Genomic DNA, 13546 nt, shown 5'->3' with positions numbered 1-13546 from the left:
TTAGCGGCGCACGCCGGCCCGCACATCGAACCGGGGTACGCCGCCCCCGACTGCCACAGAAAGAGGGCAGCTGTGCACGCCGACACCAACGACTCCGACCAGGTGCGGGTCATGACGATCGAAGCGTTCGCCGACACGATCGTGCCGGGCGAGCGACGGTGGCCGGATGACCGGGCGGTCTCCGGCGCGGCGGCCGGCGGCGGAGCCGTCGCGGCCGGCGCGCTGGAGCTGCTGGAGCATCCGGCCAGCGGGTACGCCGCGGTGCTGGAGCCGCTCGCCGCGGCGCTGAACGCCCACGCCAACCGCTACGCCGAGGAGCGGGGCCACCGGCTGGACCCCGAGGTGCCGCCGTTCGTGGCGCTCGCGCACGAGGACCGCACCCGCCTTCTCCAGGAACTGCTGGCCGTGGGCCATCCCGAAAAGGAGATGTGGGTGGGCCTGGCGCTGTTCAGCAACATGGCCTTCGACAGCGCGGCCCACACGAACACCCACGGAGCGCTGGCCGCCGGGCACCCCGGCCTGCTCACCATCGGCTACCACCGGCCCGACGCCGACGGCCTCTGGCGATTCCCCGAGTACTCGTACGGACGCCCACTCGCGTCGCTGCACCCGCACACCACGTCCACCGGGAGCCCGGCATGAACAGCACCGAGAGCACCGACGTCCTCGTGATCGGCAGCGGCTTCGGCGGCGCGATCCCCGCGTACCACCTCGCCGCCGGCGGCGCCCGGGTGGTGGTGCTGGAACGAGGGCCCTGGCTCAGCGGCGACGAGTTCGACCAGGACTTCGAGCTGGGCTCCTCGTACACCCGGGTCTTCGACTTCGTGGTCGGCGACGGGATGAGCGTCCTCGGCGGCAACTGTGTCGGCGGCGGCAGCGTGGTCTACTTCGCGACCATGCCGCGGGCGCCGCGGTTCGTCTTCGAGCGGCGCGGCGGGATCGGGCGCCCGATGTGGCCGGCGGCGATCAACCGCGACACCCTGGACCCCTGGTACGACCGAGTCACCGAGGCGCTGCCGGTCACCCGGTACGACTGGGACCAGGTCCCCTACGCCGGCGGCCTCTTCGCGGCCGCCTGCGCGCACGCCGGCCGCACGGCCAACCCGGTGCCGTCCGCGATCGACCTGGAACGCTGCACCAACTGCAACTGGATGATGGCCGGTTGCCGCTTCGACGCGAAGCGTTCGCTACTGCTCAACTATCTGCCGGCGGCGCTGGCGCACGGCGCGGAGATCCGCCCGCTGCACGAGGTGCAGCACCTCTCCCGCACCGACGACGGCGGCTACCGGGTGCACTACAGGATCGTCGACGACGAGGACTACCGGGTGCTGCACGACGAGGGCTTCATCGAGGCGAAGGTCGTCATCGTCGCGGCGGGCGCCGGTGCCACCCCGGTCCTCCTCCGCCGCTCGGAGCCGGAGCTGGGCCCCATGCCGCCGGCCGTCGGCCGGTACTTCTCCGGCAACGGCGAGCGGCTGAACACGGCGGTCTTCGACGAGGACCGGGTCCGGACGGTGCTGGGCCTGAGTCGGCCGGGCGGGCAGGCGTACGCCGCGAACCAGATCGGGCGCGGCCCGACCGTGGCGAGCTGGGACCGCCTCGACCCGGATCTGCCGGAGTTCGACCGGTACTCGCTGGAGCAGCTCTACTTCCCGCCCGGCCTGGGCACCATCCTGGCCCAGGTCCCGGACGCCACGGGTCCGACCTGGTTCGGTGCGGAGAAGAAGGAGCTGCTGCGCCGCTGGCAGTCCTGGCTGACGATCTTCACGATGTCCGAGGACGACAATGAGGGTGTCTTCGGGCCGCCGCCGGCCACCGGCAACGCCGAGCGGATTTCCCAGCAGATGCTGGGCCGCGGTCCACTGCGCTACGTGCCGACCGCCAACACGCTGCACGGCTGGGCGGCCGCCGACGCCGACGTGCGCGACATTCTGGAGCGCGACGGGCTGGCCCGGGTCATGCCGTGGACGAACGACGTCGTCGGGGCGTACACAGTGCACCCGCTGGCGTCGTGCCGGATCGGTGACGACCCGGAGACCTCGGCGCTGGACGACCGGCACGAGCTGCGGCGCCACCCGGGCGTCTTCGTCACCGATGGTTCGGCGGTGCCCGGCGCGCTGACCGTGAACCCGGCGCTGACCATCGCCGCCCTCGCCGAGCGGGCCATCCCGGGCATCGTCCGGGCTCTGCAGGAGCGCGGCGTGCCGGTGACCTACCACGGTGGGCTGCCCGAGGGCTCCACCGTGTCCGCCCGCCCTCCGGCGCTGCGCGGCTGACCGACGACGGCCGACGGCCGGGGCGGACGGACCGTCGCCCGGCGGCGGAGAAGGAGAAGCGATGGGAAGACTGCTCGCCCGGGCCATGGGGAACCCCGGTCTCGCCCAGGTCCAGCACATCAGGCCGGTCAAGCCGAGCGCCGCCCGCGGAACTGTGGACGAGGTCTACCGGCAGGTCGTCGACGACTTCGGCATGCTCGCACCGCCGATCGCCCTGCACTCGCCCGCCCCACCGGCACTGGCCGCGAGCTGGCTGATGCTGCGGGAGACGCTGCTGACGGCCGGGCCCGCCGAGCGGGCGGCACGGGAGGCGGTGGCCGCGGCGGTGTCGCACAGCAACCGCTGCCCGTACTGCGTGGAGGTGCACGGCGCGACGCTGACCGGGCTGGTGGGCCGGGCGGGAGCGCCGGCGGTCGTCACCCGGGGCGCCGTGGGGTTGGCCGACCCACGGCTGCGCGAGCTGGCAGCCTGGGCCGAGGCCAGCGGCTCGCCCGACCCGGCCCGCCGCCCGCCGCCGCCGTTTCCCGCCGCCTGGTCCGCCGGGCTGATCGGGGTGGCGGTCACGTTCCACTACCTCAACCGCATGGTGAACGTCTTCCTCACCGAGTCGCCGCTGCCCGCACTGCCCCCGGCGGTACGGGCCGGCGCGCGGCGGGTCGCCGCCGGGTTGTTCGGCGCGCTGGCCCGCACCGACCGGCCGCCCGGCCGCTCACTGGCGCTGCTTCCGCCCGCCGCCGCCACCCCACCCGACCTCGCCTGGGCGGCGGGCAACCCGTCCATCGTCGACGCACTGGCCCGCGCCGTCGGGGCGGTCGACGGGTGCGCCGCCACCGCCGCGCCCGAGCCGCTGCGCCGGCTGGTGCGGGACCGGTTGGCCCGCACCACCGACGGGACACCGGGGCCGATCGGCCGGCCCGAACTGGACGCGCTCGTCGCGCCGCTGGCCCCGGCGCAGCGGCCCGCGGGGCGCCTGGCGTTGCTCGTCGCGCTCGCGTCCTACCAGGTCACCGACCGGCTGATCGACGAGGTCCGGGCGGGCGGCCACGACGACGCGGCGCTGGTCGCGCTGAGCGCGTGGGCCAGTCTCACCGCGGCCCGGCAGGTCGGCGTGCGGCTGCACGAGGATCTCCGCCGGAGCGGCGGCGGGCAGAGCACGTCGGGAGAAGACACGACTGCCACGCCCCCGCCATCCTGGGACTGACCGCGCCCGTCCCGACGGTCCGGACGCGCTGGCCACCGGTCGCGCGCCGGACCCCGACCGAGAGGAACGAACAGGTGGCTGAGCAGCAGGATGTGATCGCGGCCCTGGCGGCCGACGGCGACGAGATCGACCAACTGGTGGCGGACCTCTCCGACGAGCAGTGGCAGTTGGCCACACCAGCGGTCGGGTGGACGATCACGCACCAGATGGCACACCTGACCGCCACCTTCCACCTGGCCGGGCTCGCGGCCGCCAACCCCGACGGGTTCACGGCGATGGCCGGCGGGCTGGGCCCGGACTTCAACGCCAACGTCGTCGCGGCGATGGCGCCACACCTGCACGACACCCCGGCCGAGCTGCTGGTGAAGTGGCGTCGGCAGCGCGCCGAGACCGAGCGTGCGCTGGCGGCGGTGCCCGCCGGGCAACTGGTGCCGTGGCTGGTCCGCCCGCTGCCGGCGCCGGTGCTGGCAGCCGCCGGCATGATGGAGCTGTTCGGTCACGGCCAGGACATCGCGGACACGCTCGGAGTGCGCCGCACCCGCACCGACCGCCTGCGGCACCTGGTGGAGTTCGCCGTCCGGACCTGGGACTTCGGGTACCACGCACGCAAGCTGACCCCGCCGGACACGACCTTCCACTTCGACATCGTGGCGCCGTCGGGCACCCGCTGGCAGTTCGGGCCACCGGACGCCCCGAACTCGGTCTGGGGTCCGGCCGAGGACCTGTGCCTGCTGGTCACCCGCCGTCGCCACCGCGACGACCTGGGGCTGCGGGCGATCGGGCCGGAGGCCGACCGCTGGCTCGACCTCGCCCAGGCGTACCGGGGGCCGGCCGGCACCGGTCGTACCCCGGGGCAGTTCGCCGTCTCGGCCGCATGACCCCGGCCGGGGCGACCCGGTCGGCCCGACCTGTCACAGCCAACGAGCACATCGAGGAGGCAATGGTGTTGGCGACCGGTGTCCCCACCAGGGAGGAAGTCGTCCGGCGGGCCACCGCCGCGACGCGGGCGCTCCGCGATCGGGCGGAGTGGACCGAGCAGAACCGGCGGTTGCCGGAGGAGACGATCGAGGTGCTGGCCGAGGCTGGTGTCTTCAAACTGCGGGTCCCGGCCCGTTACGGCGGCTACGAGGCGGACACCCGCACGCTGGTCGACGTTGCCGTCGAGCTGGCCCGCGGCGACGGCGCGGCGGCCTGGGTGGCCTCCGTCTACTGGATTCCCACCTGGATGACCTGCCTCTTCCCCGACGAGGTGCAGGACGAGGTCTTCGCCACGCCGGATGTGCGGATCTGCGGCACGCTCAGTCCCACCGCGACGGCCAACCGCGCGGACGGCGGCATCGTGGTGAACGGCCGCTGGGGATTCGTCAGCGGAGCGCTGCACAGCCACTGGCAGGAGATCATCGCCGTCCAGATGGACGCCGAGGGCGGTCCGATGCCGGTCATGGCCCTCGTGCCCATGTCGGCGCTGACGATCGTCGACGACTGGCACACCGCGGGCCTGCGCGGCACCGGGAGCGTGAGCACGATCGCCGACGACCTCTTCGTGCCGGCCGCCCGAGTCCTGCCGCTGGGCGCGGTGCTCCAGCAGCAGTCCGCGAGCCGACGCAACGCCGAGGCGGCGATCTACCGTCCGCCGCTGCTGCCGGTGGCGTCCGCGTCGTCGGTCGGGTCCGTGGTCGGCCTGGCCCAGGCCGCCTGGGACATCTTCACCGAGCGACTGCCCGGCCGGAAGATCACCTATACCGGGTACGACGCACAGGCCGAGGCGCCGGTCACCCACCTGCAGGTCGCGGACGCGGCGCAGCGCCTCGAGGAGGCCCGACACCACGCCCACCGGCTCACGGACCTCGTGGACGGCAAGGCGAACGACGCCGGCGAGTGGAGTGTGGAGGAGCGTGCCCGGGCCCGCGCCGCGCTCGGCGCGGCCTGCCGACGGGCGCGGGAGGCGGTCCGGATCCTGGCCGACGCCAGCGGCGGCTCCTCCGTCTACGACTCGGTGCCGATGCAGCGGGTCCTGCGCGACGTGCAATCCGTCAACCTGCACGCCCTGATGAACCCGGACACCAACGCGGAGCTGTACGGCCGGGTGCTGTGCGGCCTCGAACCGAACACGCTCTACCTGTGACGGCGACGCACGCGCCCGCCGCCACCGACCATGGAAGGGAGTAACGAGATGACCTCCACCACATCCGAGTCGGCCGCTCCGTCGGACGCCGAGCAGGCCGCCGTCGCCGCCGTACCCCAGCGCATCGTCGAGGCCTGGGCGGAGCACGACGCCGACGCCTTCGCCGCCCAGTTCGCCGAGGACGGCACGATGATCCTGCCGGGTCTCTACTGCAAGGGGCGGACGGAGATCCGGGACTTCATTGCCACCGCCTTCGCCGGGCCGTACCGGGGCACCCGGGTGACCGGTCAGCCGTTCGAGGTGCGGTTCCTCTCCCCCGACACCGCGCTGCTGCTGACCGAGGGCGGCGTGCTGGCCGAGGGTGAGTCCGACGTCGCGCCGGAGCGGGCCATCCGGGCCTCCTGGCTGCTGAACCGCCAGGAGGGACGCTGGTTGCTGGCCGCCTATCAGAACAGCCCGGCCCAGCCCGGCTGACCGGCACGCACCAACACCGACCGGGGGCGTCGCCATCGCGACGCCCCCGGTTCGCGTCCTCTCCCGCCCGCCGCCCCGCCCACGACGACACCGCGCCACCCCGCCGGGTCGGCGTGGTGGCGCGGCGGGGACGGATCGTCAGGACAGCGATGGCACCGGCGCGGTCAGCCGGACCGGCAGGCTGCGGTGCCCGTTCATGATGAACGTGGGCAGCGGGCTCAGCTCGTCGGGAGCGACCGCCAGGGCCATCTCCGGGAAGCGGTCGAAGAGGCTGGACAGGCCAACCGTGGCCACCAGCCGGGCCACGCCGGCGCCCAGGCAGTAGTGCGGCCCGTGCCCGAAGGACAGGTGCTCCTTGTCGGCGCGGGTCACGTCGAACTCTCCCGGGGCGCCGGCGTGCAGGGCCGGGTCCCGGCCGACCGCCGCGTAGTTGACCAGGATCGGATCGCCGGCCGGGATGGTGACGCCGCCGAGGTCGATGTCCTCCACGGCGTACCGCAGCGGCAGGTGCGCCAGCGGCGACTCCACCCGCAGCGTCTCGTCGATGACGTCGTCCCAGCTCACCTCTCCGGTGCGGACCAGGTGCAACTGATCCGGGTGGGTCAGCAGGGCGGTGATGGCGTTGTCGAAGAAGTTGATGGTGGTCTCCGAGCCGGCGCCCAGGATGGCGAAGATGGTGTCGGTGAGCTCCGCCTCGGTGAGCCGGGTGCCGTCGACGTCGCGGGCCGCGATCAGGTCGCTGGTGATGTCGTCGCCGGGGTTGCTGCGCTTCTCGGCGATCAGCTCGACCATCGCGGCGCGCCAGTCCTGGAGGATCTGCTGGGCCTGCTGCGGCGACACAGTGGTGTCAACCATCATGTCGATCGCCTTGGCCGTCTCGACCCGGGCCTCCTCGGACATGCCGATGAGATCGGCGACCAGCCGGGCCGGCAGCGGGTACGCGAACTCGGCTCGCAGGTCGACGACCTCGCCCGGCGCACGGGCGGCCATCCGGTCGATCAGCTCACCGGTCAGCTCGACCACGCGCGGGCGGATCAGCTCGGTGCGCCGCGGGGTGAACGCCTTGCCGACCAGCCGGCGCAGCCGCACATGATCCCGCCCGTACGCGGTGACCATGTTCTCCATGGCGATCCAGCTGATCATCTCCCAGTCCGGCGGGATCTCACCGTTGATGAACGCCGGCCAGTGGTTGCGGGCGCTCTTGGTGACCCGCGGGTCGGTCAGCACCCTCTTGATCGTCGCGTAGCTGTTGAGTGACCAGGCCAGCACCCCACCCGGCAGCTCCACGCGGGTCGCCGGGCCCTGTGTCCGCAGGGTGTCCGCCTCGGCGTGGATCCGACTTCCGGTGGTGTCCAGCCTGACGGGGCAGCGCTGTTCCATGCGTTCCTCCATGGTGTCCTCCGTGGACCTCGTTCGACGGGGCCGGAGCGGCGGAGGCCCGCGCCGCTGCGGCAGGGTCCCGGCCACGGACGGCCGGCGGACCGGCACCCGGGTCAGCGCAACGGCCGGAAGAAGGCCCGGATGTCGCCGACCAGCAGGTCGGGCTGTTCCATGGCGGCGAAGTGGCCGCCCCGGTCGAACTCGGTCCAGTGGGAGATCGTCGGGTAGTCCCGCTCGGCGAACCGGCGCACCGGCTGGAAGATGTCGTGCGGGAAGACCGCCACCCCGACCGGCGCCCGCACGGGCGGCGGAGGCGCGCCCGCCGCCGCCGCGCGCACCGCCGCGGCACCCTCGTAGTAGAACTGGGCCGACGAGCCGGCCGTGGCCGTGAGCCAGTAGGTGGAGGCGACGGTCAACATTTGGTCCCGGTCCACGGCGTCCTCGGGCGCCTTCGCCGAGTCCGTCCACTCGCGGAACTTCTCCACGACCCATGCCAGCTGCCCGACTGGCGAATCGGTGAGCCCGTACGCCAGGGTCTGCGGGCGGGTCTGCTGGATCCGCATGTAGCCGGAGAGCTCGGTGTCGAAGCGGCCCAGCAGCGCCAGCCGCCGACGGTCGGCCTCGTCCAGGTCGGCCAGCTCGGCCGGGTCGCCGGGGAACGTCATCAGCATGTTCACGTGCGCCCCGATGAGGCGCTCCGGGTACAGGGCGCCGAGCACCAGGGAGATCACCGAGCCGGCATCGCCGCCCTGGGCGGCGAACCGCTCGTAGCCGAGCCGGCTCATCAGTTCCCCCCAGGCGGACGCGATGCGCGGCACATCCCAGCCGGGACCGGGCAGCGGCCGGGAGAAGCCGTAACCGGGCAGGGCGGGGATCACCAGGTGGAACGCGTCGCGGCGGTCGCCGCCGTACGCCGCCGGGTCGGACAGCGGCCCGATCACGTCCAGGAACTCCGCCACCGACCCCGGCCACCCGTGCGTGATCAGCAGCGGCACGGCGTCGGGCTCCGGAGACCGTACGTGCAGGAAGTGCACGGGTGCGCCGTCGAGGTCGGTGCGGAACTGCGGGTACCGGTTGAGCCGGGCCTCCGCGGCCCGCCAGTCGTACTCGGTGCGCCAGTACTCGGCCAGCTCCCGGAGATAACCGAGCGGGACACCCCGCTCCCAGCCCACGTCGGGCAGCTCGTCGGGCCACCGAGTGGCGGCGAGGCGACGACGCAGGTCGTCGAGGTCCGCCTCCGGAACGGCTATGCGGAACGGCTGCATGTCTCCCCCATCTCCTGGTTCGCGGTCGAAGGGTGTCCCCGGCGCTCGCCGGCGGCACTATCGGATTCACGGGCCACCAGGTAGCGGGCGATGGTGGCCAACTTTTCCCGGGTCTCGGTCAGTTCCCGCGCTGGCAGCGAGGTGCCGACGATGCCGGCGCCCGCCTGCAACCAGGCATGGCCGTCGCGCTGGTACACGGTCCGCAGCGCCACCGCCGCGTCCATCGCGCCGTCCGCGTCGTAGGTCAGCACCGCGCCGCCGTACAGGCCACGGGCGCACGGCTCCAGCTCGTGGATGACCTCGTACGCGGCCCGCTTCGGCACACCGGAGGTGGTCACCGCGGGGAACAGCGCGCCGAACGCGTCCCAGGCGTCGCCGGCCGCCGCCAGCGGGCTCCGGACCGTGGAGGCGAGGTGCTGCACGGACCCGCGTTCGCGGACGGCCATGAACTCCGGGACCTCCACCGGCCCGCCGCGGCACAGCTCAGCCAGCTCGTCAACCGCCACCTTCACCGAGATCGCGTGTTCGTAGACCTCCTTGGGGTCGGTGAGCAGCTCCCGGCGCAGCGACTCGTCGAGCTCCCCACGGCCGGTGCGCGCACGCGTGCCGGCGACCGGCTGGGTGGTCACCCAGCCCTTTGAAACCTCGACCACCGTCTCAGGGCTGAAGCCGGTGGCCTCCAGACCCCCGAGGCGCAGCAGGTACGAGCGGGCCGGCGTGTTCGCCCGGCGGCCCAGCTGGTAGGTCGCCGTCAGGTCGACCGGAAAAGTGACCGCCACCCTGCGGGACAGGATGACCTTCTGCAACCGACCGGAGCGGATCGTGCGGATCGCCCGTTCCACCGCGTGCCGGTACGCCTCGGTGTCCCAGTCGTCCACCGGGGTCGGACCGGCGGGCAGGCGGACCGGCGCGGCGCTCTCCAGCTCGGCCTGGAGCCCGTCCAGGTCGGCCACATCGAGCGCCCGCAGCAGCGTGCCGGTGGTCTGGAAGCGCACCTCGACGCGGGGAATCATCAGGTGCAGGAACGGCTCGTCGTCGAGCAGCTCCGTCAACCCGTCCCGGGCCGCGGCGAGCTCGAACCCGGCCCAGCCGTAGCAGCGCCAGGCCTCCACCGGCACCTCGTCAAGCAGGGCGGACAGCCCGCGCAGCGCCGCGCCGGAGAAGGGCAGGGTCCGCTGGCCCTCGTCGGTGCGCAGCACCAGTCGGCGCCGGTCGGCGATCACCTCCGCGACCGGGTCCACGGCGACCGCGTACCCTTCGGGCCCCTCGTAGCACACGTGGTCGCGGCCCTGCCGGGCCGCGACGAGCTGCCCCGCCGCGGCCAGTGGATCGTCGACCGGCGCGATGGTCCGTTCGTGGTACTTCCGATGACCAGCCATCTACTCCTCCAGGAAGTCCGGCCTGGCGGCGCGGGCGACGCGGCACCGATCCGAGAGACGCGGTGTCGGCGTGAGTCGGGGATCGGCCCGGGGTGATGTCAGCGGCCACCCACCGCCGATACCTACGACGGCGCGGTGGCCCGATCCGTCCGCCGGCCGCGCGGGAATCCGTTGACTGGCAAGGGGATTGCGGCAGCCAGCAAGCGTTCCGACCATATCGGCGCCGCCCCGGCGGCGGCTTCTCCGAAGGTGCGCAACGACGAGGCGGTCGGGGCAATTCAGGAGGTGAAGCGCCCGGACCGGCGGTGCCACGATCGGGCTGTGGACCTGCCGGCGGGCGGGTCCGGTGCCGTGGCGGCGCGGACGCCCGCTCCAGCAGAAAGGTGAGCTTATGGGCACGCACCCCGCGCCGGGCGGCGCTTCCGCGTCCGGCACCGACATTTCCTCGGTGGAAGAACAGATCACCGTCATCTGGCGGGAGGCGCTCGACGTGCCCCCGGGCTCGGAGCACGCCACCTTCTTCGAGCTGGGCGGGCAGTCGATCACCGCACTGCTCATCATCGCCTGGATCGAGGACGAGCTTGGCATCACCTCGGTCGGGGTCGACCAGCTCTTCGACGACCCGGACCTCGACACGTTCATCCGTCAGGTCTTCGTGACCCTCGAACCCGCCACCTGACGTCAGAGTGCGCCACCCCCGGAGAGGGAGAGACCGATGATGCCCGACACCCCGTTCCCGCTCTCGCTGGAGCAGGAGTTCCTCCGCCTGCAACACCTGAACGACGGCTCCGCCGGCGCCTTCGGCCCGCGTCCCATCTCAAGCGGTGGCTGGCGGCTGACCGGGGACCTCGACCTGCCCGCGTTCACCGCCGCCCTCGACGACGTGGTCGAGCGGCACGAGGCGCTGCGCACGGTGCTGCTGCACGACGAGGACGGCTGGCGGCAGCAGGTCCTGCCGCCCGGCTCGCCGACGGTGGTGGTCCGCGACCTGCCCGACGACGGCAGGCCGCGCCACGATCGGGCCGAGGACTTCCTCAACGAGATCGAGGGCCAGACCTTTGACATGAACCAGGTGCCGGCCTTCTGGGTCCACGTGGGCCGGTTGGCCGAGGACGACTCGATCGTCGTGCTGGTGGCCCACCTGCCGGTGGTGGACGTGTGGTCGCTCGGCCTGGTGATGCGGGACATCGTCGAGCTCTACGCGGCGCGGCGCGGGGGCCGGCAGCCCGACCTGCGCGAGGCGCACCAGTTCCGGGAGTACGTTTCCCGGCAGCAGGCCGGTTCGGACGAGGTGTCCGCCGCCGCCTCCTTCCGGTACTGGCGGGAACGCCTGCGCGACGCCCGGCCGGTGACCCTGCCGACCGACCGACCGCCGGCCGTGGGCGCCCCGGCGGGCACCCGGTGCGACCGGTTCGCACTCGGTCCCGACCTGGGCACCGCGACGCTGGACTTCGCCCGGTCCCTGCGGTGCTCGCCGTTCATGGTGCTGTTCGCCGCGTACCGGGTGCACCTGCTGGCCCGGACCGGGATCACCGACGGGGTGATCTGGACGCTCACGTCGGGGCCGGGACGGCGGCGCCGGTGGATGGCCGACACCGTCGGCTACTTCGTCAACCTGTTCCCGCTGCGCACCGACCTGACCGGTTGCCAGACCTTCCGCGACGTGGTCGAGCGGGTCCGGGAGAGCTGCATGTCGGCGTTCACGCACGAGGTGCCGTTCGTCCGGCTGGCCACCGAGGTGGCCGACGAGATCGCCGCGCTGGAGGAGGGCGACCGGATCGCCGAGCGGGCCCGGCCCGGCTTCCAGATGTCACCGAACCCGTTCGTGCTGCGCGAGCAGGGCACCGGCGGGGTCGGCTGCACGGCCGCCCAACGGCGTGTCTCCCAGCCGGTCGGACCGGACATCCCGGACGACGCGATCCTGTGGACCGCCGAGCTGAGCCCGACCAACGAGCTGCTCTTCGCGGTGAACAGCAGCGTCGACCGGTTCACGGAGTCCTCGATGGACGCCATGCTGGCCGATTTCACCCACGTGCTGCGCGCCGGGGTCGCCAACCCCGAGCTGCCGCTGGCGGATCTGGGCGCTCCGGCCGTGCCCGCCGCATCCGGCAAGTGACCGACCAGACCGAAGGGACTCCTGTGATGACCGCTGACCTTCCCGCTGGCATGCGTCTGGTCGAGGTGACCGAGGAACGGTACGGCGAATGGCTCGACAACTGGCTTGGCGCGTTCGCCTCGCCGCCCGGTGACGATCCGGAGGTGGTCGACTTCTACCGACGCACCCACCCTCCGGACCGGGCCATCGCCGTCACCGACGACGCCGGTTACGTGGCAACGAACGCCTCGCTGCACCGGGACCTGGTGCTGCCAGGCGGCCGGACGGTGCCGCTCGCCGCCTGCACCGGCGGATCCTGCCACCCCACCCTGCGGCGCAAGGGGCTCATGAAGGCCACCCTGCACCGACTGCACGAGCGGGCGGTCGAGGAGGGAAAGCCGATCGCCGCCGGGGGCGTGTCCGAGTGGCCCATCTACTGGCGCTTCGGCTACGGCCCGGCCACCTGGTACAACAGCCTCAACATCGACGTGCGGGGGGTGGGCTGGCGCGACGACGCGCCCGACGGCGACCTGCCCGTACGACGGGTCTCCGGCATTGAGGCCCGGGATCTGGCCCAGTCGGTGTACGAGCGGCAGGCGGCCAGGACCCCGGGCGAGGTGATACCGCCGTCCTGCTACTGGGACCGGCTGGCCATGGACCCGACGAACCCCCGCCTGGAGCAGATGCTCGCCGTCGGCGGCGGCGGTGCGCCACGGGCCTGCGTCGCGGTGGGTGACCGGGGCTTCGTGTCGTACCGCATCACCTCGGACTGGGCGCCGGAGACGACGCCGCGCAACATGCTCCAGGTCATCGACTTTCTCGCCGTGGACGCCGAGGCCGCCGCCACGCTCTGGCGCTACCTGCTCTCCGTCGACATGGTGGCCACCATCCAGGTGTGGTACGCCCCGGTGGACAACCCGCTGGCGTGGTGGGTGACCGACGCGCGCAAACTGCGCGCGCAGCGCCACGACGGCGTGTGGCTGCGCCCGCTGGACGTGCCGACGCTGCTGGAGGCGCGCGGCTGGGCCGGCGACGGGGCCTTGACGTTGCGCGTGCACGACCCGGAGGGCCACACCGACGGCACGTTCCGCCTCGACGTCGACGCGGGGCAGGCCACCTGCCGGCGGAGCACCGCCGAGCCGGACCTGGAGATGCACGTGGCGGCCGTCGGCGCGATCCTGCTCGGCGGCACCACCGCCACCGACCTGGCCCGGGGTGGCCGCATCGTCGCGCGGGACACGCGCTGCGCACAGCTCTGGGACACCATGGCCACGCCCGAACGGGCCCCCTACATCAGCTACTTCTACTGATTCCCCCGGTCGCGCGCCGGCGCCCGGCCTCCGCCGGCGCG

Annotated in this window: 12 protein-coding genes; 9 read left to right on the top strand and 3 right to left on the bottom strand. The window is 73.1% G+C overall.

The genetic code is table 11. The annotated features are described in order from the left end of the window. Positions 1-111 precede the first annotated feature (111 nt). The 6 genes from ACIA47_RS15395 to ACIA47_RS15370 all read left to right on the top strand — a co-directional run bounded on the left by ACIA47_RS15395 (position 112) and on the right by ACIA47_RS15370 (position 6076). The gene (locus tag ACIA47_RS15395) at positions 112-642 is read left to right on the top strand and encodes a DUF5987 family protein (RefSeq protein ID WP_396708390.1); all 531 of its coding nucleotides are present in this window, start codon (positions 112-114) and stop codon (positions 640-642) included. Next, positions 639-2276, top strand: a complete 1638-nt coding sequence (locus ACIA47_RS15390; RefSeq protein ID WP_396708388.1) for a GMC family oxidoreductase N-terminal domain-containing protein — start codon at positions 639-641, stop codon at positions 2274-2276. Before ACIA47_RS15395 ends, ACIA47_RS15390 begins: the two co-directional genes overlap by 4 nt. 61 nt (positions 2277-2337) lie before the next feature. Then, positions 2338-3477 (top strand): carboxymuconolactone decarboxylase family protein, encoded by a 1140-nt coding sequence (locus ACIA47_RS15385; protein ID WP_396708386.1) that lies wholly within the window; start codon positions 2338-2340, stop codon positions 3475-3477. Between the two features lie 74 nt (positions 3478-3551). Continuing rightward, complete coding sequence (locus ACIA47_RS15380; RefSeq protein ID WP_396708384.1) at positions 3552-4355, top strand: TIGR03084 family metal-binding protein; 804 nt, start codon at positions 3552-3554, stop codon at positions 4353-4355. Positions 4356-4417: 62 nt separating this feature from the next. Further along, positions 4418-5602: an acyl-CoA dehydrogenase family protein gene (locus ACIA47_RS15375; protein WP_203126111.1), complete on the top strand. Its 1185-nt coding sequence runs from the start codon at positions 4418-4420 to the stop codon at positions 5600-5602. A gap of 48 nt (positions 5603-5650) precedes the next feature. Further along, entirely contained in the window at positions 5651-6076 is a 426-nt protein-coding gene (locus ACIA47_RS15370; protein WP_203126093.1) for an SgcJ/EcaC family oxidoreductase, read from the top strand. 138 nt (positions 6077-6214) lie between these two features. On the opposite strand, the gene ACIA47_RS15365 is transcribed toward ACIA47_RS15370, so the two are convergent. The 3 genes from ACIA47_RS15365 to ACIA47_RS15355 form a co-directional block, all read right to left on the bottom strand. Further along, on the bottom strand, positions 6215-7456 hold the full coding sequence (locus ACIA47_RS15365) for a cytochrome P450 (RefSeq protein ID WP_396708787.1): 1242 nt from the start codon (positions 7454-7456) through the stop codon (positions 6215-6217). Positions 7457-7569: 113 nt separating this feature from the next. After that, the gene (locus tag ACIA47_RS15360) at positions 7570-8721 is read right to left on the bottom strand and encodes an epoxide hydrolase family protein (protein ID WP_396708381.1); all 1152 of its coding nucleotides are present in this window, start codon (positions 8719-8721) and stop codon (positions 7570-7572) included. Beyond that, complete coding sequence (locus ACIA47_RS15355; RefSeq protein WP_396708379.1) at positions 8703-10100, bottom strand: salicylate synthase; 1398 nt, start codon at positions 10098-10100, stop codon at positions 8703-8705. Before ACIA47_RS15355 ends, ACIA47_RS15360 begins: the two co-directional genes overlap by 19 nt. A gap of 391 nt (positions 10101-10491) precedes the next feature. Between ACIA47_RS15355 and ACIA47_RS15350 the strand changes: the two genes are divergently transcribed. From ACIA47_RS15350 to ACIA47_RS15340, 3 genes are read left to right on the top strand one after another with little or no spacing between them, the layout of a single operon-like run. Then, positions 10492-10779, top strand: coding sequence for a phosphopantetheine-binding protein (locus tag ACIA47_RS15350; protein WP_396708377.1), 288 nt, complete (start codon positions 10492-10494; stop codon positions 10777-10779). A 36-nt stretch (positions 10780-10815) separates the two neighbouring features. Further along, positions 10816-12216 carry a condensation domain-containing protein gene (locus ACIA47_RS15345; protein WP_203126100.1) on the top strand — a complete coding sequence of 467 codons (1401 nt, stop codon included), beginning with the start codon at positions 10816-10818 and terminating at the stop codon, positions 12214-12216. A 26-nt stretch (positions 12217-12242) separates the two neighbouring features. After that, positions 12243-13505, top strand: coding sequence for a GNAT family N-acetyltransferase (locus ACIA47_RS15340; RefSeq protein WP_203126101.1), 1263 nt, complete (start codon positions 12243-12245; stop codon positions 13503-13505). Positions 13506-13546: the final 41 nt, after the last annotated feature.

This window comes from Micromonospora sp. NPDC051227 (assembly GCF_044455385.1).
Taxonomy (GTDB): domain Bacteria; phylum Actinomycetota; class Actinomycetes; order Mycobacteriales; family Micromonosporaceae; genus Micromonospora.
The sequence above is the reverse complement of the archived record's forward strand: the minus strand, read 5'-3'. Positions and strand labels throughout refer to the sequence as shown.

What these genes read in the sequence shown, in the direction of transcription:
- ACIA47_RS15360 (WP_396708381.1), bottom strand. Translation starts at nt 8,721, where the DNA reads ATGCAGCCGTTCCGCATAGCCGTTCCGGAGGCGGACCTCGACGACCTG.
- ACIA47_RS15385 (WP_396708386.1), top strand. Translation starts at nt 2,338, where the DNA reads ATGGGAAGACTGCTCGCCCGGGCCATGGGGAACCCCGGTCTCGCCCAG.
- ACIA47_RS15370 (WP_203126093.1), top strand. Translation starts at nt 5,651, where the DNA reads ATGACCTCCACCACATCCGAGTCGGCCGCTCCGTCGGACGCCGAGCAG.
- ACIA47_RS15375 (WP_203126111.1), top strand. Translation starts at nt 4,418, where the DNA reads ATGGTGTTGGCGACCGGTGTCCCCACCAGGGAGGAAGTCGTCCGGCGG.
- ACIA47_RS15390 (WP_396708388.1), top strand. Translation starts at nt 639, where the DNA reads ATGAACAGCACCGAGAGCACCGACGTCCTCGTGATCGGCAGCGGCTTC.
- ACIA47_RS15350 (WP_396708377.1), top strand. Translation starts at nt 10,492, where the DNA reads ATGGGCACGCACCCCGCGCCGGGCGGCGCTTCCGCGTCCGGCACCGAC.
- ACIA47_RS15365 (WP_396708787.1), bottom strand. Translation starts at nt 7,456, where the DNA reads ATGGAACAGCGCTGCCCCGTCAGGCTGGACACCACCGGAAGTCGGATC.
- ACIA47_RS15340 (WP_203126101.1), top strand. Translation starts at nt 12,243, where the DNA reads ATGACCGCTGACCTTCCCGCTGGCATGCGTCTGGTCGAGGTGACCGAG.
- ACIA47_RS15395 (WP_396708390.1), top strand. Translation starts at nt 112, where the DNA reads ATGACGATCGAAGCGTTCGCCGACACGATCGTGCCGGGCGAGCGACGG.
- ACIA47_RS15345 (WP_203126100.1), top strand. Translation starts at nt 10,816, where the DNA reads ATGATGCCCGACACCCCGTTCCCGCTCTCGCTGGAGCAGGAGTTCCTC.
- ACIA47_RS15355 (WP_396708379.1), bottom strand. Translation starts at nt 10,100, where the DNA reads ATGGCTGGTCATCGGAAGTACCACGAACGGACCATCGCGCCGGTCGAC.